At 44.5% G+C, this 25,243-nt stretch carries 21 protein-coding genes, 1 tRNA gene and 1 pseudogene; 18 read left to right on the forward strand and 5 right to left on the reverse strand.

Annotated features, from left to right (window positions below; all coding sequences use genetic code 11):
* Positions 1–107 precede the first annotated feature (107 nt).
* A complete protein-coding gene (locus tag LRY47_RS02745) occupies positions 108–1,325 on the forward strand; it encodes a DUF1566 domain-containing protein (RefSeq protein ID WP_295222366.1) in 1,218 nt (405 codons plus the stop codon).
* A gap of 79 nt (positions 1,326–1,404) precedes the next feature.
* On the opposite strand, the gene fabF is transcribed toward LRY47_RS02745, so the two are convergent.
* The 3 genes from fabF to LRY47_RS02760 all read right to left on the reverse strand — a co-directional run bounded on the left by fabF (position 1,405) and on the right by LRY47_RS02760 (position 3,994).
* The gene (gene fabF, locus LRY47_RS02750; RefSeq protein ID WP_366043150.1) at positions 1,405–2,658 is read right to left on the reverse strand and encodes a beta-ketoacyl-ACP synthase II; all 1,254 of its coding nucleotides are present in this window, start codon (positions 2,656–2,658) and stop codon (positions 1,405–1,407) included.
* A gap of 19 nt (positions 2,659–2,677) precedes the next feature.
* Positions 2,678–3,103: a MarR family winged helix-turn-helix transcriptional regulator gene (locus LRY47_RS02755; protein WP_295222370.1), complete on the reverse strand. Its 426-nt coding sequence runs from the start codon at positions 3,101–3,103 to the stop codon at positions 2,678–2,680.
* A gap of 141 nt (positions 3,104–3,244) precedes the next feature.
* The gene (locus LRY47_RS02760) at positions 3,245–3,994 is read right to left on the reverse strand and encodes a Crp/Fnr family transcriptional regulator (protein WP_295222372.1); all 750 of its coding nucleotides are present in this window, start codon (positions 3,992–3,994) and stop codon (positions 3,245–3,247) included.
* Between the two features lie 273 nt (positions 3,995–4,267).
* On the opposite strand from LRY47_RS02760, the gene LRY47_RS02765 reads away from it, so the two are divergent.
* The 4 genes from LRY47_RS02765 to LRY47_RS02780 all read left to right on the forward strand — a co-directional run bounded on the left by LRY47_RS02765 (position 4,268) and on the right by LRY47_RS02780 (position 8,746).
* Complete coding sequence (locus tag LRY47_RS02765) at positions 4,268–5,776, forward strand: FAD-dependent oxidoreductase (RefSeq protein ID WP_295222374.1); 1,509 nt, start codon at positions 4,268–4,270, stop codon at positions 5,774–5,776.
* A gap of 17 nt (positions 5,777–5,793) precedes the next feature.
* Complete coding sequence (locus LRY47_RS02770) at positions 5,794–6,177, forward strand: cytochrome c3 family protein (protein WP_295222376.1); 384 nt, start codon at positions 5,794–5,796, stop codon at positions 6,175–6,177.
* A gap of 64 nt (positions 6,178–6,241) precedes the next feature.
* Positions 6,242–7,474: an OprD family outer membrane porin gene (locus LRY47_RS02775; protein WP_295222377.1), complete on the forward strand. Its 1,233-nt coding sequence runs from the start codon at positions 6,242–6,244 to the stop codon at positions 7,472–7,474.
* An 81-nt stretch (positions 7,475–7,555) separates the two neighbouring features.
* Positions 7,556–8,746, forward strand: a complete 1,191-nt coding sequence (locus LRY47_RS02780) for an MFS transporter (protein ID WP_295222378.1) — start codon at positions 7,556–7,558, stop codon at positions 8,744–8,746.
* A gap of 239 nt (positions 8,747–8,985) precedes the next feature.
* Here the strand turns inward: LRY47_RS02780 and LRY47_RS02785 are convergent.
* Positions 8,986–9,059, reverse strand: a tRNA-Pro gene (locus LRY47_RS02785).
* A gap of 372 nt (positions 9,060–9,431) precedes the next feature.
* On the opposite strand from LRY47_RS02785, the gene LRY47_RS02790 reads away from it, so the two are divergent.
* The 13 genes and pseudogenes from LRY47_RS02790 (at position 9,432) to LRY47_RS02850 (ending at position 23,128) form a co-directional block, all read left to right on the forward strand.
* On the forward strand, positions 9,432–10,445 hold the full coding sequence (locus LRY47_RS02790; RefSeq protein WP_295222379.1) for a PstS family phosphate ABC transporter substrate-binding protein: 1,014 nt from the start codon (positions 9,432–9,434) through the stop codon (positions 10,443–10,445).
* 76 nt (positions 10,446–10,521) lie between these two features.
* Positions 10,522–11,763, forward strand: coding sequence for a phosphate ABC transporter permease subunit PstC (gene pstC, locus LRY47_RS02795; RefSeq protein WP_295222381.1), 1,242 nt, complete (start codon positions 10,522–10,524; stop codon positions 11,761–11,763).
* Between the two features lie 12 nt (positions 11,764–11,775).
* Entirely contained in the window at positions 11,776–12,939 is a 1,164-nt protein-coding gene (gene pstA / locus LRY47_RS02800; protein ID WP_295222383.1) for a phosphate ABC transporter permease PstA, read from the forward strand.
* Positions 12,940–12,973: 34 nt separating this feature from the next.
* Entirely contained in the window at positions 12,974–13,738 is a 765-nt protein-coding gene (gene pstB / locus LRY47_RS02805; protein WP_295222385.1) for a phosphate ABC transporter ATP-binding protein PstB, read from the forward strand.
* A gap of 203 nt (positions 13,739–13,941) precedes the next feature.
* Positions 13,942–15,930 carry a methyl-accepting chemotaxis protein gene (locus tag LRY47_RS02810; protein ID WP_295222386.1) on the forward strand — a complete coding sequence of 663 codons (1,989 nt, stop codon included), beginning with the start codon at positions 13,942–13,944 and terminating at the stop codon, positions 15,928–15,930.
* A gap of 51 nt (positions 15,931–15,981) precedes the next feature.
* Positions 15,982–16,869: a DMT family transporter gene (locus tag LRY47_RS02815; RefSeq protein WP_295222388.1), complete on the forward strand. Its 888-nt coding sequence runs from the start codon at positions 15,982–15,984 to the stop codon at positions 16,867–16,869.
* Positions 16,870–16,977: 108 nt separating this feature from the next.
* Positions 16,978–17,829 (forward strand): cache domain-containing protein, encoded by an 852-nt coding sequence (locus tag LRY47_RS02820; RefSeq protein ID WP_295222390.1) that lies wholly within the window; start codon positions 16,978–16,980, stop codon positions 17,827–17,829.
* A 64-nt stretch (positions 17,830–17,893) separates the two neighbouring features.
* Positions 17,894–18,469, forward strand: a complete 576-nt coding sequence (locus LRY47_RS02825; RefSeq protein WP_295222391.1) for a diguanylate cyclase — start codon at positions 17,894–17,896, stop codon at positions 18,467–18,469.
* Between the two features lie 421 nt (positions 18,470–18,890).
* Positions 18,891–19,235: pseudogene (locus LRY47_RS02830) on the forward strand (S-adenosylmethionine decarboxylase); the annotation flags it as partial.
* Between the two features lies 1 nt (position 19,236).
* The gene (locus tag LRY47_RS02835) at positions 19,237–20,178 is read left to right on the forward strand and encodes a GNAT family N-acetyltransferase (RefSeq protein ID WP_295222395.1); all 942 of its coding nucleotides are present in this window, start codon (positions 19,237–19,239) and stop codon (positions 20,176–20,178) included.
* Positions 20,171–21,397, forward strand: a complete 1,227-nt coding sequence (locus LRY47_RS02840; protein WP_295222396.1) for an ATP-grasp domain-containing protein — start codon at positions 20,171–20,173, stop codon at positions 21,395–21,397. The genes LRY47_RS02835 and LRY47_RS02840 overlap by 8 nt, the downstream gene beginning before the upstream one ends.
* Positions 21,397–22,734 carry a hypothetical protein gene (locus tag LRY47_RS02845; RefSeq protein ID WP_295222397.1) on the forward strand — a complete coding sequence of 446 codons (1,338 nt, stop codon included), beginning with the start codon at positions 21,397–21,399 and terminating at the stop codon, positions 22,732–22,734. Before LRY47_RS02840 ends, LRY47_RS02845 begins: the two co-directional genes overlap by 1 nt.
* A 31-nt stretch (positions 22,735–22,765) precedes the next feature.
* A complete protein-coding gene (locus tag LRY47_RS02850; RefSeq protein ID WP_295222399.1) occupies positions 22,766–23,128 on the forward strand; it encodes a hypothetical protein in 363 nt (120 codons plus the stop codon).
* Positions 23,129–23,164: 36 nt separating this feature from the next.
* On the opposite strand, the gene LRY47_RS02855 is transcribed toward LRY47_RS02850, so the two are convergent.
* Positions 23,165–25,156: an acyltransferase family protein gene (locus LRY47_RS02855; protein WP_295222400.1), complete on the reverse strand. Its 1,992-nt coding sequence runs from the start codon at positions 25,154–25,156 to the stop codon at positions 23,165–23,167.
* Between the last annotated feature and the right edge of the window lie 87 nt (positions 25,157–25,243).

Below are 25,243 nucleotides of genomic sequence, written 5' to 3' on the forward strand. Positions count from 1 at the left end.
GCAGCACGCAATCACACACAATTCAAACGCATCTTTAACACAACAATTCCAACACACTCCACAGTGTTTATAAAGTATCATTCTGCATCAAGCGGAGGGTTGCGGTTATGAGACTTCTTTTAATATTATCACTATTTATAGCTTTACTGTCAGCAGGGTGCGGCGGCGGTTCGAGTTCCAAAAGCGGCGACAAGGATTCGAACAACGCGCCGGAGATTTCAGGCACTCCTGTCACGTTTCTTAAAAGCGGAAACGCCTACACATTCACCCCGTCCGCATACGATGCCGACAATGATGAACTCGTTTTCAGCATCTCAAACAAGCCCGATTGGGCAACTTTTGACACTGCAACAGGTACTTTGTCCGGTACACCCACCAAAGGGTTTTACAGAAATATAATCATATCCGTTTCCGACGGTATTGATACAACATCCCTGCAGGCATTTCAGATAGCAGCTCCCGAACTCCTGCTTTTAAAAACCGGACAGACAGGATGCTGGAACGCTTACGGAACATCTGTTTCATGCTCAGGTACAAATCAGGACGGCGATACCCTTTCAGGCGCTGATCCGGACTTCACTGCCAATCTTACTTCAAATACTGTCACCGATAACGTCAACGGTATACTCTGGGCAAACGAAGCATCACCCATAGCACAAAACTATTCAACGGCAAGCTACCTGTGCGAAAACTCCACGTTGGGTTCAAGCCTGTGGAAACTGCCCGACATAACAGAGCTGGAGATGATAGTAAACTACGGAACCGTTTCCGCACCCTACCTTTTCAGCACATTCAACAACTACGCTTCCGACAACTACTGGACATCAAAAACAGAATACGGCAACGTGAGCTACCTTTGGATGATAAGCTTTGCATCCGGACTCCAGACAGTTGATGTCAGCAACGCAAGCCACTATTACAGATGCGTTGACCGCACATCAAGATCGACACAGGGTATTTTCTCCAGAGATTCTTCGAACGGTATAGTATACGATGCCAGAACAGGACTTGAATGGGCTGACAGACCGCTTTCGTCCATGACATGGACAGCGGCTCTGGATTATTGCGGAAGCATGACCTACGGCGGGTACAGCGACTGGAGAACACCGAACATCAGAGAACTTAACTCAATTTCACACAAAGCGGCGGCATCACCTGCTTTCAGCACTGCATTCTCATATCCGGCATCAGCTTATTTCTGGTCTTCAACAACATACGAAGGGGATTACGCGACATCGTGGACGGTCGATTTCAGCACCGGAGCGGCTAAAACGATATCAAAGACTGGAAGCAATTACGTTAAATGTGTAAGGGGCGGAGAATAGAAACGACACCTCCCACCATCAGTTAATAGACCTGTAGGAGAAACAGCCGCAGTAATTATTCTGCGGCTGTTTCGTCAGTTTAACCTTTATACTTTTCAAATGCAGCAATTGCGCAGTGCCCTCCGAAACCGAAAGTGTTACTCATTGCCACGTTCACAGTCTTCTTTCTCGCTTTGCCGAGAGTAAGGTCTATACCTTTATGGATCTCGTCACCTACGTTCTCAGTGTTTATGGTGGGCGGGATTATATCTTCTTTAACAGCCATTACGCATATAAGCGATTCAATGGCGCCTGCGGCACCCAGAAGGTGTCCTGTCATTGATTTTGTGGCACTTACGGAAAGGTGTTTGGGGTCTTCGCCGAAAAGTCTCACAATGGATTTTATCTCACTGTCGTCGCCAACAGGGGTTGATGTTGCGTGCATGTTGATATAGTCAACCTGCTCCGCAGTTATACCTGCGTCCTCAAGTGCGTTCTTCATGGCAAGATATGCTCCGAGACCTTCAGGGTGTGTCGCTGTAAGGTGGTATGCATCAGCGCCGAAACCAGCACCTATCATCTCCGCGTATATCTTGGCACCCCTTGCTTTGGCGTGTTCGTACTCTTCAAGGATAAGTCCTGCGGCGCCCTCGCCCATTACGAATCCGTCTCTGTCTTTGTCAAACGGGCGTGATGCTTTCTGAGGATCGTCGTTTCTTTCTGAAAGAGCTTTCATCGCACTGAACCCGCCAACGGAGGATTCACAGATTGCACCCTCAGCACCGCCGGCAACAATTATATCTGCCATGCCGAGCCTGATGTAGTTGAATGCATCTGCAACTGCGTTAGTGGATGATGCACATGCAGACACAGGACAGAAATTTATACCGTGAAGTCCGAAGCGTATGGATATGTGTCCTGCCGCTATATCGGTGATTATCTTGGGGACAAGGAAAGGTGAAAAGCGCGGTTTGCCTCTGTGTTCGGCATAATCTATCATCTGTTCGTCCATAGTGGGCATGCCTCCAACGCTCGAAGCCCATATGACACCTGCGCGGTTCTTGTCGAACTCTGCCGTATCAAGACCTGCGTCTCTGTATGCCTCGTCTGCGGCGGCTATGCTGTACTGAGCGAACAGATCAAGCCTGCGGGCTTCTTTTGCATCAAAATATTTCAACGGGTCAAAACCTTTGACCTCACACGCAAAGCGTGTTTTGAATCCGGATGCGTCGAACTTTGTTATGGGTCCGGCTCCGCTTACTCCGTTCAAAAGATTTTTCCATGTATCGGCAACGGTATTGCCAAGCGGAGTGAGAGCGCCAAGACCTGTAACAACAACTCTTTTCAGTGTAATGGTTTTCTGTTTCGCCATGTCATTTCCTCTTATTTCTGTTTTTTACTTTATCTGTAAGCAGCTTCACAGCATCCACGCCGTCGCTGCCGAACATATTGCATACGATTTTCTGAGCCTTTTCCCATTGAGGGCGGGCGCTCAGTATAAGTTCTCTTCCGGCTTCGGTTATTTCAACATTTTCTTCATCTGTCTTATTTACCCAGCCGTGTCTCTCCATACGGTCTATATTTCTGCTGACAGTGGATTTATCCATCTGCAAAGACCTCCCCAGTGCGCCTCCGCTGCGGCTTCCGTATGCAAGAAGATGCACCAGAATTGATGCCTGAGTAATTTTCAAACCACTGCTTCTAAGCTCACGGTCATATATTCCAATGACCACTCTGCTTACTATTTTTATCTGTCCTGCAAGACATTGGTTCGCAATGTCCAATGCTATTTTATCCATTCTGTCTCCGTGTTGTATATGCAACATATAAGCCGCTAAACTAAAAGTCAATATTGAAAAGAAAAACCACTTACTATAGGGATGTTATAAGAAAAAAAAGACCGCCGGAAAAATCTGCGGTCTTTTATATTAAGAATTTTGCTAAACGCACTTGAGAACAGGCTTTCCAATAATTTTTTCGTCATTCCTGTCAGTATCTTTCCAGTCGTAAAGCCTGTCCAGCAAGTCTTTGCTGATGTATCGGCACCTGTTCTCGTTTTTGTAATAACCTTCATTTTTCAGATCAAGAAGTATTCTGTTTATAGTAAGCGGTGTTGTATAAACTATCTGCGCTATCTCATAATGAGTTAGTTTGACAGGAAGCTTATACCATCCATCAATGTTATCAACCTCGCACCTGACAACAAGCCCTTTGAATAGACACAAAAGTCTGTCTCTCGGCGTGCGGGCAACAATATTGGCAAATCCTTCAAGATCTGATTCCATATCATACATAAGGTTATGTATCATAGTCTTGTTGAATGAATTGTTTGAAAACATATAATCCCAGACAACATCATGGGGAACTTCAAGAAGAACACTGTCGCGCATCACAGTTGTTGAAACAAAACAATCCCTGTTAGATAAAAAAAACGTGTCACCTATCATGGAATAAGGAAGTATGATGCTGATAGCCTTGTCTTTTGATGTGTTCTGAAGCTGGAAATGCGCGCAGTATTTCTGTACCATTCCGTTTATAAGTAAGCTTAAATAAGGATAAAATTCTTTTCCTACGAATATATTCTCCCCTTTTTTGTAATTCTTCAATTTCCCGAATTTCATGAAGAATTTTTTTACGGGTTCATCGACCTTTGGTCTTATCCAAGGTATCCCGTAGTATCGAAGCCTCATAATATAACCTCCAAAATGCTCTGCCTGAAAACAAATCGTAACTATATATAGCATAATTCAAAATTCATTTTCAGTTTTAGACTGTGTTTGTATATCACCGGATATATATATCCGCCGCGGAAGATGCTCTTATTAATTCATTCTTATATCACATGATACACCAAATCACCGTATCTGATTGTTCGTATACCCAAAAAAGTTAGACTTGTTTATCAGGCAATGGCAAATGCCTGAAAGCTATTTTTTTGAGGAATTATTCCTAAAGGAGTTGTTATGAAAAAATTTTTTTCAGTTCTCGCAGTCCTCATTATTTCCGTATGTAACGTTTTTGCCGCGGAAAAAATCTATAATGTGGATGTATGCGTAGTCGGAGCAGGAGCAGGCGGCACGACAGCGGCTGTTTCCGCACAGGAAGCAGGGCTTAAAACCATCCTGCTTGAAAAAATGCCTTTCACAGGCGGAGCGGGTAATTTCATGGAGGGTTCTTTCGCAGCGGAAAGCTTTATGCAGAAACAGGCAAAGATACCGCTGACAAAAGAACAGGCATTCAACAATATCATGAAATATCACCACTGGAAAAGCAATGCAGAACTTACAAAAGCTTTTGTTGACGAATCATCCAAGACCATACAATGGGTATGGGATCACGGCGTTCACTACAAAGAAGTGAAAAGTGCATTTAAAGACAACCCTCTTAAAACATGGCACATCTATCCCACAGCAGGCGCTTACTTCATCAGACACATGGTGAACACTTTCCTTGACGAAGGAGGCACCCTTCTCCTTGAAACCCCCGGTAAACAGCTTCTTTTTGACAAAAACGGCAAAATATCCGGTGTTCTTGCAGAAAACTACAAAGGAGAAACCATTCAGATCAACGCCAAATACGTCGTACTGGCAACAGGCGGTTATGCTAACAACATTCCTATGATAGTTCAATACGGCGGACCTGAATCTGTACCTACAGGACCTGACGGACGTATGGGTGACGGTATCAAAATGGCTATGAGTGCAGGTGCAGAGCTTGATAACATGGGTCCGCTTGAAGTTAACGGCGCAATGCTCATCTCCCCCGGAGAAGCAATATGCAACGGCAACAATGCTGAACTTCGTGCAATGTTCCGTCAGTCGCTTCTTTACGTTAACTCCAAAGGTGAACGTTTCTTTAATGAACAGGAAACAATTGACTGGCCTATGGCAAGTAACGCTATCGGTCGTCAGGGCAAATACTCATATGTAGTCTTTGATGCAGACACCCTTAAGGAGTTTCAGACAACAGGATATCTTAACCCTTGCGGTAACTGGATCAAACGCGGACAGGCAATGAAACGTTTTGACGAACTCTTCCCTCAAAACGTTGAAAAAGGTTACGCATTTCAGGGAGCAACACTTGAAGAAGTGGCAAAAAAAGCAGGAATGGATCCGGAAACCCTGAAAAAAACTGCCGAAGCAATTACTAAAGATGCCGAAACAGGTTATGACGCTCAATTCGGTAAAGACAAACGCTTTATCCGCGCAGTTGCAAAAGGTCCCTTCTATGTTCTGAAAGGTCAGATACACCACCTTACGACACTTGGCGGTGCAAAAGTCAACGGTCACCTTCAGGTCATCAACAAAGAAGGTAACATTATTCCTGGGCTTTACGCAATCGGACACGATGCCGGTGGTCTCTACGGCGACTCTTATGACCTTACGATCGGTGAAGGTACATCAAGTGCATTTGCCATCAACGGCGGAAGAATGGCAGTTAAAGACATTATCCAAAAATCAAGCAGCAAATAGGCATATCTGGAGGAATCATGAGAACCAATCTTATTGTGTTAACTATAGCAGCTCTGGCGGCATTATGCCTTAATGCTTTTGCGTCAGAAACATACACATATAACCTGAAAAAGCATCACGAAGGTGCCGGACTTTCCTGTGCGGATTGTCACAAGGCGGCACAGCCCACTGTTGCGGCAGAAGCCGAAACATGCACAACATGCCACGCAGATATGCGCAAAAGCGGAAAAACAGTTTCCCTGTTTGAAAAACGCACACAGAGAACAATTGAAATGAACCCACATGCAACTCACGCAGGTCCTATTCGCTGTACACAGTGCCACAGCGAACATAAAGAATCTAAACTGCTCTGCAACACCGGATGTCACCAACACCACACATGGACAGTTCTGGTTCCTTAATCACCTCATTATGACCGGAGATTAAAAACCTCCGGTCATGTTTAAAAACAAAAAGGACGACAAAATGAAAATATCTTCAGTTTTCACAATATTGCTGTCGCTGTTAATGTGTTCAACCACATTTGCCGCTGACAGCATACAGGAAGCTTTTGCTCAGGGATCATTAAAAGCGGAGTTACGAACTTTTTATTTTACACGCGACTTTGACGAATCCGACACCAGAGAGGATTTCGCAACAGGTACTCTTTTCTATTATAAAACCGCTCCGTTACATGGTCTCAGCGCAGGATTGAGCTTCGCGACATCAAATAAAGTAACAGACAACGACGACAATGACGTCTACGGGCTATTGGCAAAAAGCGACAGCGGACAACATAAGAACTATTCCAAATTTCAGGAATACTATCTTCAGGGCGACTGGTTTGATACCAAAATAAAATACGGCGCACAGGAGCTTTACACCCCTTTCGCAAATATACATGACATACGCATGACCCCGAAAACATTCAGAGGTCTGTCCGTAGTCAATAACAGCATCAAAGGTCTCACTCTGTCAGGTTATTATCTGAACGGATACCGAGGCTGGGCAGATGAAGAATTTACTGACATGACAAGCTCGGCAGGCGCAGCAGAAGGAGACGACAGCGGACTTTTCATAGGCGGTATAGGATATGACCTCCCGCTTGAGTACGCAAAGACCAACGCACAGATATGGCAATATCATCTGGACGACGTTGTGAACATGACCTATGCAAAAATGAGCATCTCCAAAAAAATAGGAGACTTTCAATTAAGCTTTAACCCCATGTATCTCCGCCAGAACTCCTCTGGCAGCGAATATGCAGGAGATATTGATTCCGTTCAATACGGCTTTAATACCGGTGTTGCTGCCTATGGCGTAAATCTCACCCTTTATCATGCAAGAACCCGCGACGGAAACGTTTTTGCTCCGTGGGGAGACGAAAAGGTCATCGTTCAGCAGATACTCGCATCTGACAGAAAAGATGAAGACGCGTATGCATATAAGCTGGGTTATAACTTCAAAGCTCTCGGCGTCGAAGGTCTTGACGCTTATATCTTCCAGAGCTTCTATGACACACCGGATTCCGGTTCAAGCGCTTCGTCGGACATTACAGAAACTGACTTCAGTGTTCAATACTCTTTCTCTGAAAAATCATCACTGAAAGGTCTGAGCCTAAGAGCGAGATACGCAATTGTTGACGAAGACACTGCTGAGGATTTTAACGATTTCAGATTCTATTTGAGATATCAGTTTGCATTTGGCGGTAAACAGTAAAACCTCCTTTTACTTTTCTAACCAGAAAGACCGGATACTTTTTAACAGTGTCCGGTCTTAAAAAACTGATCCGGAGCTAATATGAAAAACAGACAGTTATTTCAAAAACTTTTCATTCTGAATTTCACACTTACTCTGGGTTTCGGCATGTTCGATCCTTTCTTTTCAGTATATATAGTCAGTCTCGGCATAAAAGCCTCACTGCTTGGTATCCCTGCTGGCATATATGCACTTTCAAAATTTTTTTTGAGTGTCCCGATGGGGAGACTTTCCGACAGATTTCAACTTAAATATATAGCTGTTTCCGCAGTGGGGCTGTACTGCATTACGGCATTTGGTTATATGAACACGGGAAATATAGCAACTATATGCCTACTAAAACTTGTTCAGGGAGCAGCAGCTTCTATTCTGCGTCCAGTTATACTCGTATACCTTAATGAATTATCTGACAAAGACAGAATAGCATCAGTTAACGGAACATTTGATATATCATTCTATGGAGCCTTAGGTATAGGTCCTTTCATCGGAGGGCTGATAAGAGAGTATGCTGGTTTTCATGGTCTGATATCTACCATGTTGGTACTATACATAACATCTTTTATATTTGTCATAAAACTGCCTGAAAGGTACTGCAAAAAATTAAAAGATGCAGAAAAGAAGAGATCTGCAACCATCACTCCGACTATAGCTGCATTAATGATATTTATCTTCGGCAGAGCCTGTAATATATCAGCTGCATGCATATTCATACCTTTATTCGCAGAAAAGAAATTACAGCTTGGAAGTTTACAGTCTGGCTTGATCATGGGGGCATCAACCATCTCCATGGTATTCTGCCTGAAGCTATTTGGCAGAATGGGTGACAGATCGTCAAGAATATCGCTTATAACTGCCGGCGGAGTGGTCTCCTCTGTTTTTCTTGCTATGATACCTCTCTGTGGCGACTTCATGCAGATTTTTAATCTTTATGCCGCTATAGGTGTTTTCAGCGCAATGTCTCAGCCATCAAGCGTAGCCTTGCTGCTAAACCAAAGCAAAAAATGCGGCATAGGGAATTCCGCAGGTTATTTCAACCTTTCCCTTAATTCGGGTATGACCGCAGGACCAGTCATAGGTGCATTTATTCTGTCTGGTACAGATATCAATACTGTCTTTATTGCGGTTGGCGCGATAGGAATGATAACCTCTGTGGTTTTTATGGTTCTGTCATCTATACAATCTTCAAACTTTGTGGTCTATTTTAAAAAACTCGTCAAATACACTTCGGATTGAAGCCGAAACAAGTTCGCCTAATCCTGCATACTGCAAATTAAAAAAGGGACACAAGCCAAAAGGCTTATGACACTCAGTAGAGACATACGTCACCGTTAACTGTGGCTGCTCCTGAAAAACTTGGCAAACAATTCAACCTGATGATGACAGGATTGAAGCCGAAACAAGTTCGCCTAATCCTGTATCCTGCAAATTAAAAAAGGGACACAAGCCAAAAGGCTTATGTCCCTTTTTTCAAATCGGGATGACAGGATTTGAACCTGCGACCACACCCACCCCAAGGGTGTACGCTACCAGTCTGCGCTACATCCCGTTAGTACCCCGTTTTATCGGGAGTTCAGTTTATACCAAACGCCAATGGGTAAGTCAACAATTTTCTTACATAGATTAAAAAGAAAAAAATCAATCATCTAAGAGTGTTTTGCAGTTCAGACCATGTCGATGTGTTTGATATAAAAACACACAAAATTTCTGAAAGACATATTTGTAAAAACGAAAAAAAACTATAAAAATGATATCTGGACGTTTTTTCACAAAGCACTGTTTATCAAGCCTTTCACGGACATAAAAAAGCACAGATCACACTTTTGATTATACTCTGACATTCACTTAACAAATATTTTACAAGTTCATAGTAAATCTAACCCCAGCAGAATGTGATTATCCAAAATGACAGGAGGATAAAATGAAAAAACTGTTCACGCTTGTGCTCTCTATAATGGCACTCGCAGGTCTCACCGTTACTGCTCACGCAAGAGAGCAAATCAGAATCGTTGGCTCAAGTACAGTGTACCCCTTCTCTTCTTATGTTGCTGAAGAGTTCGGTGCAACCAGCAAATTCCAGACTCCCATCATCGAGTCTACAGGTTCAGGCGGCGGTCATAAACTGTTCGCAGCAGGTTCAGACCTCAACACTCCGGACATCACTAACTCTTCAAGAAGAATGAAAGACAGTGAGTTCAACAAAAACATGGAAGTCGGTAACAAAGAAATCTCTGAAATTGTAATAGGTTTCGACGGTATCGCAATAGCTTTCAACAAAAAGAACCCTCCCATGTCTGTTTCTAAAAAGGATCTTTTCCTTGCAGTAGCAGCTGAAGTTCCCGTTGACGGCAAACTCGTTGCAAACCCCTACAAAACTTGGAGAGACGTTAACGCTTCTCTGCCCAATAAAAAAATAGTTATCTACGGTCCCCCCACCTCTTCAGGTACAAGAGACGCATTTGAAGAAATGGTAATGGGTCACGTTTCCGAAAAGATGGATGAGTACGGCAAAAAAGCTTACACTAAAATCCGTCAGGACGGAGGCTATATCCCCGCCGGTGAAAACGACAACCTTATCGTTCAGAAACTTGCAAAAGATCCCGAAGCTATGGGTATCTTCGGTTACTCTTTCCTTGAAGAGAACACCGACAAACTGCAAGGCGCAACTGTTGACGGTTTCGCTCCCACACCTGCAAACATATCTTCAGGTAAATACCCGATATCCCGCTCACTTTACTTCTATGTAAAACAAAGCCACATCGGCAAAGTACCCGGAATCACTGAATATGTTAACCTTTTCCTCAGCGAAAAAATGATCGGCGACAAAGGCCTTCTGAAAAGAATCGGTCTTATCCCGCTCCCCAAAGCTGAAAGAGATGCTCAAAGAGCTAAATGGGCTAAGAAAACAGCTCTCACTCTTAACGACCTTAAGTAATCACACGGTTCTTTGACAATATACGGTCTGCCGCCGATGGGCGGCAGACCCCTTTAAATACTGTTTGGAGTTTCAGATGCTCAAAGTTCTTTTATACTTTCTCATCGGTGTTCTTCCCCTCTGCTATGCCGCATTCTACATAGGACGTAAAAAAGCCAGAACGGGCGAACTCGAATCAGGAGAAAGATTTCACTCCAGACCCGCACACTACGGCTGGTACAGCGTCATATGGATGGCTGTTCCATCGCTCGCAGTTTCATTCATCTTCACAATACTGGGTTCGTCCAAGATATTTAAAGTCCCTTTTACAATGCACATAACAACAATCCTTCTTGTTGCGGCGCTGGGTCTCTGGTATGCCCAGAAAAAAATCACCCACAACCTAAGAGCAAGGAATTTTATCGAGAAGACAATCAAGGTGATGCTGATAACTGCTTCCCTTGTTTCAATATTAACAACAATAGGCATAGTGTTCTCCATTCTGTTTGAATCAATGAAGTTCTTTTCACAGGTCAACTTCTTCAGTTTTATAACAGGTACGGAATGGGATCCCGACACAGCCTTCCTTGAAGGTGCCGGACGCGACGCATCAAACGCCGCACAGGCACAGTTCGGTTCCGTACCGATATTCGCCGGCACGTTCATGATAACAACGATAGCCCTTCTTGTGGCTGTTCCGGTAGGTCTTTTCTCAGCAATATTCATGAGCGAATATGCTTCCAACAGAATACGCGGATGGGTAAAACCTATTCTTGAAATACTTGCGGGTATACCCACTGTCGTATACGGCTTCTTCGCCGCAATAACAGTAAGCCCGCTTGTTGTAAAACTGGCGGAAAGCGTAGGTTTACAGGCAGACTACACAAACGCACTCAGCCCCGGAATCGTTATGGGTATCATGATAATTCCGTTTGTGTCCTCTCTTTCCGACGACGTCATAAACGCAATTCCGCAAAACATGCGCGAAGGCTCTCTGGCTCTCGGCATGACACGTTCGGAAACCATGAAACACGTTCTTCTTCCGGCGGCAATGCCGGGTATAGTTTCAGCTGTTCTGCTCGCCCTCTCCCGCGCAATAGGCGAAACAATGATTGTTGTCATGGCGGCAGGTCTCCAGCCCAGACTTTCATGGAACCCGCTGGACGGCATGACGACAGTTACGGTGCGTATCGTCGATGCGCTTACAGGCGACCAGTCTTTTGACAGCCTTGAAACCCTTTCGGCATTCGGTCTGGGTTTTGTACTGCTGGTGATCACGCTGATGCTTAACATAGTTTCCAGCATAGTTATCAGAAAGTTCCGCAAACAATACGTATAATCGGGAAATAAGATGGACAAAGAAACAAGACGACTTAAAAGAATAAAGAGAAGATACAGAGGCGAGATCTCGTTCCGTCTGCTGTCGATATCGGCAATAGTTCTGGCGGCATCGTTTCTGGTATTCTTCCTTTCGGATATGGTTCGCACAGGGTACACAGCCTTTGAACAGACAGTTGTTCAGACTGAAATAACATACGATGCAGACACTGTGGAGATACCACAGCTTTCAGTATCTGAAGAGATGAGTGATCTTGTCAGCCGAGGTTTCCTCCGTCTTATCCCTCAGATGGTCGAGGAAAACCCCAAGCTGATGAACACCACTCAGACACAGTGGGTTCTTGCGGAAGCAGAAGTTGATCAATATATAAAGGGCAAGCCTAACAAACTTTCCGAAGAAGAGATTGCACACATTGACAGTCTCAAAAAAGAAGGAAAGGTTAAGCTGGTATTCAACAAATGGTTTTTCACCAACGGCGACTCAAAACTGCCGGAGATGGCGGGTCTTCTGTCAGCCGTAATCGGCACGATATACGTTCTTATTCTCACGATGATGTTCTCTGTACCTATTGGCGTGATGACCGCAATCTATCTTGAGGAATTTGCACCCGACAACTGGTTCACGCGCATCATCGAGGTAAATATCAACAACCTCGCCGCCATTCCTTCGATCATCTTCGGTCTTCTTGGTCTGGCGATATTCATAAACCTGTTCGGAGTACCCCGTTCTTCCGCTCTGGCAGGTGGTCTCACCCTTTCGCTCATGTCTCTTCCTGTTATCATAATAAGTACAAGAGCGGCTCTGTCCTCCGTTCCCGACACCATACGTCAGGCGGCTCAGGGCGTGGGTGCTTCCCCATGGCAGGTGGTATGGCACCACATACTGCCTTTGAGCTTGCCCGGAATCATGACCGGTACTATTATCAGTATGGCGCATGCCATCGGTGAAACGGCTCCCCTGCTGATCGTCGGTATGCTTGCGTATATACCCACAGCCCCAACAGGTGTCACACAGGCAGCAACAGTTCTTCCGGCGCAGATATACACATGGTCCGGCGACTCCCTGCGCGCATATACGGAAAGAACGGCTCTGGGCATCATAGTGCTCCTCTCTGTTCTGCTGCTGCTCAACGCGGTGGCTGTTGTTTTAAGAAATAAATACGAAAGAAAATGGTAATATACACCCACACAGCATCAGGAGTTTAAAGATAATGGAAAACAACATTAAAATGAAGTCTGACAACCTGAACTTCTACTACGGAAATTTCAAAGCATTAAAGGATATAAACCTCACCTTTCCGGAAAGAAAGGTAACTGCTCTGATAGGACCCTCCGGCTGCGGTAAGTCAACATACCTCAGATGCTTTAACAGAATGAACGACCTCATAAAAGGCATAAAAGTCGAAGGCGGAATTTATCTCGACGAGCAGGAGATACACGATACAAAGCTTGATGTTGTGGAACTGCGCAGACGTGTGGGTATGGTCTTCCAGAAGCCGAACCCCTTCCCTAAGACAATTTATGAGAACATCGCATATGCGCCCAGAATACACGGTCTCGTTTCCAAAGGGAGCGAGATGGACGACCTTGTGGAAGATTCGCTTAAAAAAGCGGGACTCTGGGAAGAGGTAAAAGACAGGCTGAAATCTCAGGCAACAGCACTTTCAGGCGGTCAGCAGCAGCGTCTCTGCATAGCCCGCGCACTTGCTATGGAACCGGAAGTTCTTCTCATGGACGAACCCGCATCAGCTCTCGACCCTATCGCCACACAGAAGATAGAAGAACTGATATACGAGCTTAAAGAAAGACTCACAGTCATAATCGTTACCCACAACATGCAGCAGGCGGCAAGGGTTTCCGATTACACAGCGTTCTTCTACATGGGAGAGCTTATTGAAGTGGGCGACACCAGCACCATATTCACCAACCCCACCGTCAAAAAAACAGAGGACTATATAACCGGAAGATTCGGTTGATACCTTTATCTCATATACTACCCTTTCGGGCGGTCTGAAACGACCGCCTTTTTTTGTCATGAATTCGTTAAAATTTTGCAAAGTATTATTAATATTACATAAATTCACAATCTATTGATTGACTGATCATCCCCGGCATCATAAAATTCGGTAAAAACAAAATATTAAATTATTATTGATCAAAAATTTACGGCGGTGAAAATATGACTTTCAATGTCAAAAACATGAGAATAAAGACCAAAACACTGATCTTGTTCTCCATATGTATCCTTTTCAGTATCGTGATAACTGGATATTCTGTCATAAGCACAATTGAAAATCACCTTTTCAAGCAGATAGAAGTTCTTCTGTCTTTTCAGGCAAACTCCATTAAAGAGCGTCTGAAAGGTTTTGACGAGCTTTCGGCAAAACTGGCGGAGTCCAATAAGGGCGACGTGAACATGATACTGGAAAACGAGCTGACATCCATAAACGACACCGCAGAAAGGATATCCAGCGCATACACCATCGCAGGTGAAGATTTTGAGGCTGTTAAATTCCGCATAATGGACATAATTGACAAGAAACGTATCGGTAAATCCGGCTTTGCGTTCGCCATAGACACTGACGGTTTTATGACCGTCATGCCAAACATGAAGATAGAGAATGAAGACACCCTCTTAGGACTTCTGAAAGATAAAAAAGACATAACCGTCCTTAATACAAAAATGGGTGAAAAAATATACACCAGATGCAGTTTCAGCGATAAATATCAATGGCTTCTCTGCGCCTCACTGCCGGAGAAAGAGGCATCATCAGGTTCTATATACATAGACAACTACGCAAAAAAGTCTTTTGAAAACATGGTACTTACTCAAAAGATAGGTAAAACAGGCTACTATTTCGTTGTGGACATGAAGGGCAAAGTTCTCATGCACCCAGACGGAAAAATGAATGGAAAAGACCTCTCAAAAGAGAGCTATATCAAAGAGATGCTGAAAAATAAGCAGGGATCCCTCACATACACGAAGAACGGGCAAAGACAGCTCGTCAGCTATGCATACATCGACCCGCTGAACTGCGTACTGGCAGGCGGCGCACCGGCATCCGAACTTGTGGGCGGAGTAATTGGCGGCATAGTCTTCCGGTTCACCGTTATAGCGATAATCGTCATAATAGCCGCATCAATATTCATGAACATCCTTTTCAAAAGCAATATCGTTAATCCTATCAACAGACTCGGAAGCTTCCTTGAAAAACTTTCATCCGGTGACCTGACATCCAGATATGACATAAACCGCAAGGATGAGGTCGGAGAAATGGGTGAACACGTCAACCACATGGCAGAAAATTTCAGTACCACCCTCAAAGAAGTCAGTCTTGCCGCAGGGGACGTAAGCAGACATTCAAACGACCTTCTGCAATCCAGCAGTCAATTGAGCGACGCCATAAAATCACAATCCGACCGCACGGCAAAGGTTGAACGCGCAGTGCGGGAGATACTTATTTCTTTTGAGAATATATCACAGAACATAGAAAGGGTAAGCTCCGAGGTAATGCAGATAAGGAACAGTGCGGCAGAGGGACAAACGACCCTTGAAGAAACAGTTGAGGGCATCAGCTCCCTTACGGAAACGGTTGTAACCACATCCGAAAACATGAACAGTCTTGGCAACTCATCCATCCATATCACTGAGATATTACAGGTCATCACAGATATCGCCGACCAGACGAATCTTCTGGCACTTAACGCTGCCATAGAGGCAGCGAGAGCCGGTGAACACGGCAGAGGATTCGCAGTTGTTGCCGATGAAGTGCGTAAGCTTGCCGAACGCACCAGAAGCGCCACAGAGGAAATTTCAGGCATGACGGAGAACATCCGCAGGCAGGTTGAAACGTCAGTAAAAGATTTTGAAAAAGGGGCAAAACTGGCACAGAAGGGGGAAGAACTCATCTCAGGTCTGAAACAGGCGCTTGAGGAGATAATCAAAGGTGTTATCAGCGTTTCCGACAGCATACAGTCAATATCCGCCGCAATGGATCAGCAGAACAGATCCAGCCGTGAGATATCGGAAAACTCCGCCACCATAGCATCTTTTTCCAAAACGAACGCGGATATCGCCCAATTAAACTCATCTCAGGCAGATATTCTGAACGGACTTGCCGACAGTCTGGGACAGGCTGTGAAAAAATTCAGGTTGAATAATAACTGACAGGGGTGTAAAGTCCAGTCCTTATGATTACCTTTTTGTAAGGATTTGAGAATGCAGAACAAGTTTAGAGAATATTTTGCTGACGGATCGCTGCTGTTCATATCTCTGATATGGGGCAGCACGTTCATCATAATAAAGCAGAGTGTGGAGCTTTTCGAGCCTATCACTTTCGTAGGCATACGTTTTTCCATTGCTCTTGCAATCATGCTTATCTTCTGCTGGTTCCGCCGCGAACTCTTCTCGTTTGCCCTGCTTAAAGACGGTCTTAAAATAGGCTTCACCCTGTTTCTGGTATTCACATTTCAAACCCTTGCGCTGAAATATGCAAAAGCTACCGAAGTTGGTTTTCTGACAGGTACTTATGTATTATTTGTCCCCATTCTTTCGGCAATATTTCTAAAAAAGCATCCGCATATATTCTCTTGGGTGGGCGTAGTTCTTTCCACAGCAGGTATGCTGATGATAACTCTGACAGACAGCATAAGCCTCTCCACAGGTCAGCTTTTTGCGCTTATAAACGCCTTCTTCATAGGCGTTCAGATAATAATGACGGATAAATATTCCAGAAAGCACGACGCGATGCTCCTTACAACTGTTGAGGTCGGCGTTGTCGCCATCATGTCGCTTCTTTACGCCGCAGCGTTTGAAAATCCCGATATGGGTGGACTGAAACACCCCTTCGTAATGTATTCACTGCTCTTTAACGCCACCATAGCAACGGTCTTCTGCTTTTTCGTACAAATGGCAATGCAGAAGCACACCACCCCCACAAAGGCTGCAATTATGTTTACGATGGAACCTATATCATCGGCTTTTTTCAGCTTTTTCATAGGCGGCGAAGTGCTTATGGCGAAACAGTATATGGGGGCAGCACTCATCGTTCTGGCAATAGTTGCGGCGGAAACCGGCACCCTTCTCCGACTCAAAAAAAAACCTTGATATTTTCATAATCATATACATCTTTTCGGTAAGATGTATGAACAATATGAAAAACTAATCAACAGCATAAATAGTCATATACTGAGAATTTCATTCCTCATATTTGCTTTGGTTACTGTTACGGTCACAATCGTTCTGACCGCGATATCCCTTGGAATTCAGTCATACACACTTGATAGTTTAAAAAAGAACGAGTTGACAGCAGTCAATTTCCAGACTGATACAATAAAACATGCAATAAAAGATGTCTCCGAGGACATTCTGCTGATTTCACAGAATGACGCTCTGAAAAGATATCTCGCCACAGGAAAAAAAGAATATGAGGATGAGTTCGCAGCCGACCTCGTAACCATTTCCAAAATAAGAACCAACTATGATCAGTTAAGATATATCGACGAAAACGGTATGGAGCGCATACGCGTAAACTACCAGTTCGGTGAACCTTACATTGTAGCGAAAAACAGCCTGCAAAATAAAGGAAGCAGATATTATTTCAAAAATACCATGAGCAAAACCGGAAATACCATATACATATCGCCACTCGATCTGAACATCGAGAACGGTATTCTTGAAATACCGATGAAGCCCATGATACGGTTCAGTGTAAAACTCTACTCTGACAGAAAGGAAAAAGGCATATTAATTGCGAACTACAACGCCGGGGAGATTCTAAACAGATTAAAAAGAACCACCAATTACGTTACAGGAGAAATAAACCTGCTGAACAACAACGGCTATTGGCTTTTAAGCAATAATGAGCAGAATCAGTGGGGGTTTATGCTCGATGACAGAGCATCCAGAAAATTCCAGAACGATTTTCCTGAAGAATGGGATGCCATAACATATAAAAAAAACGGACAGATGCAGACAAAAAACGGCGTATTCACTTTTAATACCATATATCTTTTCAAAAACGGCGAGGCTTCAGAAAAAGTTTTGAATAATGAAAAAAAACGTTGAAATCTGGTATATTATACAACGCATACCGCCTGAAAAGATAACAAAATACCAGAATAAGCAAAATATGCTCTTAATATACATATTCGCAGCCACACTTCTGCTGTCATTCATACCTGCATGGGCTGCCGCAGAATACTTCGGAAGAAAAAAACTGAGCAGAATGGCGAAACATCTCCTCAAAAACTATGACCCGGTGACACGGATGCCCGGCAGGGTTCTCTTTTTCAAAGACCTTTCAGAAAAGGTTAATGTTGTTTCAAAAACACATAACACATTGGGGCTTCTGCTCTTTGAACTTACAAATCTGAACGAACTGCTGCAGAAATGCGGAACGGAAACAACCGAACGAGTTCTTATAAACATTGCGGAAGTTCTGGACTACACAACTGATACGAACATATCTGCCTACTCCATAGGAAACGGAAGATTTGCACTGATAGCAGGAGAAATGTCGGGTATGAAGGAACTTGAAAAACTCAAACAGTCGGTCTTCATGAAACTGCATGAAATAAAACCGGAAAATATTAATTCGTTCACGATTAAATTTGCAGTCGGTTCATGTCTCTACCCCGAAGATGCGTATGAGCATTTTGCCATATACAGTTTTGCTGAAAAATCACTGCAAAAATCTGCAAAATAGCCCATATTTTCTATTTTATATTTAGTATTACTATTTTTTAATCGCCGCAGAAACAAATATACATGTTTATTCTTTCAAAAAGAGCTCTGGAAACCTTAATAATCAACTCATATGTGTCTCTGTTTTTTCTCTATCGAACCAACTATTTAACCGTTATATTTTCATCATGCATAATGCATCTATATTATATTTTTATATGCAATAATAATTAATCTGAACTTTTTTGGGTTTTCTCTGTTTTTTTTATTGACTAAAGGAAGTAATCAGAATAATAACAGTCAAAATTCATATGATACCGCAGACCAATGAGAAGCAGTCTGCATCGGGTCAGGGAGCCTTTTTCATGGCAGAGCAAACTACTATTTCCGCGGAGCCTTCCCGATGGACAGCTTTAACGGAAAAAGCTAAGAAAGAAAGCGTTTGGGGCATTGCCTCCAGCTTTGATATTTACAACTGCAACCCGGACACAATAAGGGACGCGGAAGCCATCAAAACATTTGTAAAGGAGCTTTGCGACCTTATCGAAATGAAACGATTCGGTGAGACAGTTGTAGTCCATTTCGGCGAAGATGAAAAAGTCGCCGGATTTTCCATGACACAACTTATAGAAACATCTCTGATATCAGCGCATTTTGCCAACCTGACAAACACAGTCTATCTGGATGTATTCAGCTGCAAACCTTATGATCCCGCTCTGGTTGAAAATTTCTCTATGAAATTCTTCGGCGGAGAACGTTGTAACGTAAACGTCAATCTCAGGTATTAAATTGTTAAACATCAGTATCCATACAGACCCTGCGGAGTGCCGCAGGCTGTGGGAAGCACACATTCCTCAGAAGGTTGTTTTCGATCTCTGGGATGTGAGAAATGCTTTCCACAGAACCTTTGCGCGTGAACTCTGCTTTGTTTCCGCAGAAAGAGACGGCGCATCCGTCGGATTTCTGCCGCTCTGTAAAATACCGGAAACAGGAACGCTGGGCTTCTTTCCCGGCGAAGCATGGCACGGAAAAACATGGCTTGAGCAGAACCGTCTTTTTGCAGACAGCAGAGCAACCCTTGACGCCATGATAGCCTTTGCAGCAGACTGCACAGGGCTGAAATATCATATCCGCTATCTTCTGCCGTCCTGTGAACTGCAAACGGAAATTGAGGACGAAACCGGATACCTGTTCACCCCGTCCCGCTACGGATACAGCATGGACGGATATTATGCTTCATTCACAGGAAGAACGGCTAAAAAGATGAAAAAAGAATCCTCTGTCTATGAAAAATTCATCACAGTGATGTATGACAGACAGGAGGATTTTGAATTGCTGATCAAAATGAACACCGACCGTTTCGGCAGTGACTCCTATTTTTCGGATAAAAAATTCGCAGACGGTTTCAGAAACCTGATATCGTATCTGAATGAAAATAAAATGCTCCGCATCACCACGGTATTGGTGGACGGAGAATATGCTGCCATAGACGCAGGGAGCATCTTCAACAACGTATACACACTGCTTGCAGGCGGAACAAATATAAAATTCCCCGGCATAGCCAAGTTTATAAACACACTGCATATGGGTTATTCATGCAGAATGGGCTTTGATCATGCGGATTTCCTCTGCGGAAATTTTTCATGGAAATCAATGTTCCACCTTGAGCCGCGTCCGCTTTACAAGATATCAAACACGGAAGAATCCGTGTTCGAGGTCTGTCATGCCTGACAACCGCGTTCTGGTGGTGGGTTCAACACCCGATTACAACGAGATAATATATACCAGATACGGCAGTGAGGCACTTTTTCTGACAGACAAGGGACAAAGCGCGGAATGGACAGGTTTCAAACCGCCGAAAAAGGACGAGTGCCTTTATGACCTTTCAGACCATGAAGGCGCTATAGAAACGATCCTGAACCATGCAAAAGAGTATGGCATAGACATAAAGGGTATAACCTGCTTCGACTGCGAAGCCCTGCCCCTGGCTGCAAAGACAGCAGAAAGGCTTTCCCTGCCCTTCCCGCCACTGTCAGCTATAGAAAACGCACGTTCAAAGGCGGGTTCCCACATGCTCTGGCAGAAGAACAATGTACCCTGCCCGAAAACGATAAATCTGTTTTCGCCGAACGACCTTGAAAAAGCGGCGCACACAGCCGTCTTTCCATGCGTCATAAAACCTGCAACCGGAAGCGGAAGCGAACTTGTTTTCCGCGTGGATTCCATAGAGGACACCACCGAAAAATATCTTTATATAAATAACAGGCTGGCGGCTCACGAGAACCGCAGGATGTATCCTGTTTTGGGATGCACGCTCGAACAGTTCATTGAAGGCGACGAATTCAGTTGCGACTGGGTTTTGACCAACGGAGAAGCAGAGATAATACGCATTGCAGAAAAGGTGCGCAGGGACGATCTGTCCTTCGGCACAGCATCGGCATACATTATCCCGCCGTCCAAACCTCTGGACACTGAAAAACTTAAAAAAATTCTGGTCAGCGGCGCCGAAACGCTTGGGTTCTCCGCTATGGTAGCCATGACTGATTTCATAGTGATGAACGGTCAGATTTATCTGATAGAAATGACCCCGCGGTTCGGCGGCGACAGCCTGCCCGATACTGTAATGGCTTCAGCCGGATTCGACACTTTCCGCGCGGCTCTCGATTACGCCGTGACAGGCGAAGTCTGCATCCCTACCCTTTGGCTTCCCGCCGTGTCAGTTCGCATAATCGCGGAAAAGAACGGCATCTTCCGCAAAGCCTCTGTGGCGAAGGACGACAGGATTATCTCCGTGCATATTGAAAGAGAAGCCGGACACAATATAATCCTTCCTCCTGAAAACTATTTCTCGCGACTGATAGGTCACGTCGTCTTTCGTCCGTACGAAGGAACGGACATACACGAACAGATAGAAGATATCCGGTCAAAAATAACAGTGGAATACGCCTGATGTACACATACGAACACGACGAAGCGGTGCGGAAACTCCTGAACAAGCGCACTCCCGTTCTGCCCGACAAAATGATAAAAAAATGCGTCCGCAAAGTACATAAAATGTCGGATATTTTTCATGAAGCGCGGGAAAAATTCGGCTCACCTCTGTATTTTCTGGATATTCCGTCACTTAACGAACGCGCAGAACGTTTTTTGAGCGTTTTTTCAGAAGCTTTCGGTGATTTTTCTCCATTTTTCGCAATGAAAAGCTGTAATCACCCATACATAATTCAAACACTTGCGGGCATGGGCTTCGGCATTGACGTTTCAAGCGGGAGGGAGCTGGAAACAGCGATTTCCTGCGGAGCCGAAAAAATAGTTTTCAGCGGACCCGCAAAGACCATGACAGAGCTTGAACTTGCTGTCAGGCACAGTGACAGAGTAACTATCCTCTGTGACAGCTTTACCGAACTGAATAAACTAACTGTCATAGGTAAACCTATAAGGGTCGGTGTCCGTCTGACCACAGAAAACAACCCTCTGTGGCGCAAATTCGGCATCCAACACGATGAACTTGAGCAGTTCATCAACATGGCTGAAAACAGCTGTGTGACTTTCTGCGGGATACAATTCCACTCCAGCTGGAACCTGAACCCCGACAACCACGTCGAGCTGATAAGAAACCTCGGCAAGACCATACAAAAACTTCCAAAGGATCATAAAAAACGGATTGAATTCATAGACATAGGCGGCGGTTACTGGCCGGAGGAAGGTGAGTGGATACTTGCCGACACGGCAGAGGAGATGAAGCTCAATAAACAGCTTCTGAACCAGCCTTGCGATCCGCTGGATCACAGATATCTTCCGGCAACTGACATAAGTACATACGCCGATGCACTTTCTGCGGCGTTCAACGAACACATCCTCCCATATGCCGGATGCAGAGTGTTTGCTGAACCCGGGCGCTTCGTGGCGCACGGAGCGATACACATGCTTCTCACAGTTGAAGACATCAAACAGCCGGACATAGCCATAACCGACGGCGCAACAAACATGCTGGGCTGGGAGCGCTATGAAATGGATTATTTTCCTGTGATAAATGTTTCGCAGATATCAGAGACAGAATACCCCATGATGGTTCTCGGCTCCCTCTGCACTCCCCACGACGTATGGGGTTACGCATACCACGGCGGCGGAATGTCCATAGGCGATCTGCTGATAATACCCGATCAGGGTGCATACACATACAGCCTGCGCCAGAATTTCATAAAAGAAATACCTGAGAGTGTGGTTTTCTCAGGGATAAATCATGAATTGGTAAATTGCACTTTTCTGACACAATCACAGGATTAGAATCTCCTCAGAAGAAACAAGAGGAGTTCTTATGAAAAAATTTATCTCGATTCTGACTTTAATATCATTTCTCAGCGTATTCACTGCATACGCCGACGTTAACCTTAACGTAAATGTCGATATCCCGCCGAAAAAAGAAACACCGAAAGAAAAACCAGAAAAGGCACACGACATGAATATGAAAAAGGGTGACAGCAAACCCATGCCCCCACATAACAACGACAAAGATATGAAGAAAGACGCTAAAAAAGAAAAACCTGCACAGCCTCCGAAAGACAAAAACATGAAAAAGGACGCCCCCAAGGACAGACAGCCGATGGAAAAAGGTAAGGAACCTAAAAAGAACGATCACGGCGATAAACCCGCCGAACCGCCATTTGAACAAAACAAATAACAACAATAAAAACGCCGCGCTTTATGTGCGGCGTTTTTATTTCAGCATCGCATCCAGAATAGTCTTAGAACTTCCGACTACATATTCTGAACCGAACACGGAAAGATGGTCATCATCGGCATAAAGCGATTTTCCGCCTTCCGTCAGCCTGCACTCGCCATTTCGGCAAAGAACATCCTGAACATTGACCACTTTGACATTAGTTTTCTGTTTCACCTTCTCAAGAACTTTAAATACATTTTCGTTTCGCTGTTGATAATGACTGTAAGGCAGTCCTGAGTTGACAAATGACGTGAGCGCGGGAAAAACGCGTCTGAAATATTCTATCTTTCCCATCTCAGAAGGAACGTCGTAAGGCACTTCCGGCACATCCATAACAAAATATACGTTCTTGCCAGCACGTTCCAGCGAACCGACAGTACGCACGAGGCCCTCTTCAAACACCTTAAGGTTGTTATTCTCTATAACATCTTTGGTTATCCCGTCGTCCAGCCTCATTTCAGAACCGGCATCGTTGCCAAGAGTGGGTTTACCCGAATAAACTTCCCATCTGCCAACAAGAAACACGTTTTTGATGTCATTATCGGCAGCAACTTCTTTATATATAATATCGTTAAACTGGCGGCAGTTGGTGGGAACGTCGTTTATAAGTATCCGCACAAGACGAAGCGGCGGGCATGAAGATTTTCCGGCGAAAACACCTGTAGTGCCATTTTCAGCGGCGAATTTATTCATCCCGTCCGTAAGCGAGAGCGCATGGGAATCACCCCATACGATGAATGTCGGTTTACCTTTTTTGTCCCCCATGCGGCATAGGTTATCAATTTTCGCCTTCATAGGGTCTCTGTAATAGCAGTCAGTGTTTCTGTATGTGCTTCCAGGTGCATCCGTTACAACGCTGACAGATTCAGGCATCCTGAAAGGCATCCCGTCGGTTTTGTATATAACCGTTCCGATAGCGGTAAACAGAAGCATCACAGCGGCGGAAGCTTTAAACAGCTTTGAAGGAACAGGAAACTTTCTTCTGCGTATGGGATGCTCAACAAAATAGTACGAAAGGACAGCAAAAAGAAAAGTCACGGCAATGATGAACCAGTTGCTCATAAAGAACGCATCACCGGTTATGTTGCTATAATAATTTCTGAACGCTATGAAAGTCCAGTGCCACAAATAGAGTGCGTATGAAAGCAGTCCGATAAACACCAGCGGTCTGAAAGACAGTATGCGCCCCATAATGCTTTTTTCACCTGCGTATATCAGAAGCGCCGCACCGGTACACGGCAAAAGTGCGCTGTATCCGGGAAAAGGTGTCGCCGCATTGAACAGTGCCACAGAAAAAGCTATCATGGCTATTCCCGCAACTGAAAGTATGTCGTTAAGCGCCCTGCTCTCCGCGCGTCTGAACACACCGAGAGAAAGCATCGTGCCAAGCATCAGCTCCCATGCACGCGTAGGCAACAGATAGAAAGACATCTCCGGTTTGCGGTATGTCAGAAATATGCTAAGTGCCAGCGAACAAACGAAAACCGCTGCCACAGCAAGTTTTATATTGTGACGTTTTTTGTACAGCCAAAGCAGAAACAGAGGGAAAATTATATAGAACTGTTCCTCGACGCCAAGTGACCATGTATGAAGGAGCGGTTTTGTCTCTGCCGCCGCATCAAAATAGCCGCTCTGTTTCCAGAAAAAGAAATTCGAGCTGAAAAATACGGTTGCCGCCACACTCTTGCCGAAGTTTCTGAAATGTTCCGGAAGAAGCAGGAAACCTGACAGGATAATCGTCACCAGCATCATGAAATAGAGTGCCGGAAATATCCGCTTTATGCGTCGCACATAGAAGTTTGAAACGGTGAACGTGCCTTCCGACATCTCCGCAGAGATTATGCCTGTTATCAGATAGCCGGATATAACAAAAAAGATATCAACGCCGACATAGCCGCCTGAAAACGCGGATATACCTGCGTGGTAAAGGATAACCGGTAAAACCGCAACGGCTCTCAGTCCGTCCACATCTTTTCTGTACTGCAACATCCCACCGCCTGATAGAAATGACTGTGGATTATATTATCAAACAGGGCGAAACACAAGAAAAGGGTTGCACTGCCGGGAATATAG

The sequence above is a fragment of the Seleniivibrio sp. genome (assembly GCF_021209385.1).
Lineage (GTDB): Bacteria > Chrysiogenota > Deferribacteres > Deferribacterales > Geovibrionaceae > Seleniivibrio.

Excerpts from the sequence above, each read along its gene's own strand:
- LRY47_RS02770 (WP_295222376.1), top strand. The coding sequence starts at position 5,794 with ATGAGAACCAATCTTATTGTGTTAACTATAGCAGCTCTGGCGGCATTA.
- pstB (WP_295222385.1), top strand. The coding sequence starts at position 12,974 with ATGGAAAACAACATTAAAATGAAGTCTGACAACCTGAACTTCTACTAC.
- LRY47_RS02790 (WP_295222379.1), top strand. The coding sequence starts at position 9,432 with ATGAAAAAACTGTTCACGCTTGTGCTCTCTATAATGGCACTCGCAGGT.
- LRY47_RS02755 (WP_295222370.1), bottom strand. The coding sequence starts at position 3,103 with ATGGATAAAATAGCATTGGACATTGCGAACCAATGTCTTGCAGGACAG.
- LRY47_RS02775 (WP_295222377.1), top strand. The coding sequence starts at position 6,242 with ATGAAAATATCTTCAGTTTTCACAATATTGCTGTCGCTGTTAATGTGT.
- pstC (WP_295222381.1), top strand. The coding sequence starts at position 10,522 with ATGCTCAAAGTTCTTTTATACTTTCTCATCGGTGTTCTTCCCCTCTGC.
- LRY47_RS02745 (WP_295222366.1), top strand. The coding sequence starts at position 108 with ATGAGACTTCTTTTAATATTATCACTATTTATAGCTTTACTGTCAGCA.
- LRY47_RS02845 (WP_295222397.1), top strand. The coding sequence starts at position 21,397 with ATGTACACATACGAACACGACGAAGCGGTGCGGAAACTCCTGAACAAG.
- LRY47_RS02825 (WP_295222391.1), top strand. The coding sequence starts at position 17,894 with ATGCTCTTAATATACATATTCGCAGCCACACTTCTGCTGTCATTCATA.
- LRY47_RS02815 (WP_295222388.1), top strand. The coding sequence starts at position 15,982 with ATGCAGAACAAGTTTAGAGAATATTTTGCTGACGGATCGCTGCTGTTC.
- LRY47_RS02850 (WP_295222399.1), top strand. The coding sequence starts at position 22,766 with ATGAAAAAATTTATCTCGATTCTGACTTTAATATCATTTCTCAGCGTA.
- pstA (WP_295222383.1), top strand. The coding sequence starts at position 11,776 with ATGGACAAAGAAACAAGACGACTTAAAAGAATAAAGAGAAGATACAGA.
- LRY47_RS02760 (WP_295222372.1), bottom strand. The coding sequence starts at position 3,994 with ATGAGGCTTCGATACTACGGGATACCTTGGATAAGACCAAAGGTCGAT.
- LRY47_RS02840 (WP_295222396.1), top strand. The coding sequence starts at position 20,171 with ATGCCTGACAACCGCGTTCTGGTGGTGGGTTCAACACCCGATTACAAC.
- LRY47_RS02780 (WP_295222378.1), top strand. The coding sequence starts at position 7,556 with ATGAAAAACAGACAGTTATTTCAAAAACTTTTCATTCTGAATTTCACA.
- LRY47_RS02810 (WP_295222386.1), top strand. The coding sequence starts at position 13,942 with ATGACTTTCAATGTCAAAAACATGAGAATAAAGACCAAAACACTGATC.
- LRY47_RS02765 (WP_295222374.1), top strand. The coding sequence starts at position 4,268 with ATGAAAAAATTTTTTTCAGTTCTCGCAGTCCTCATTATTTCCGTATGT.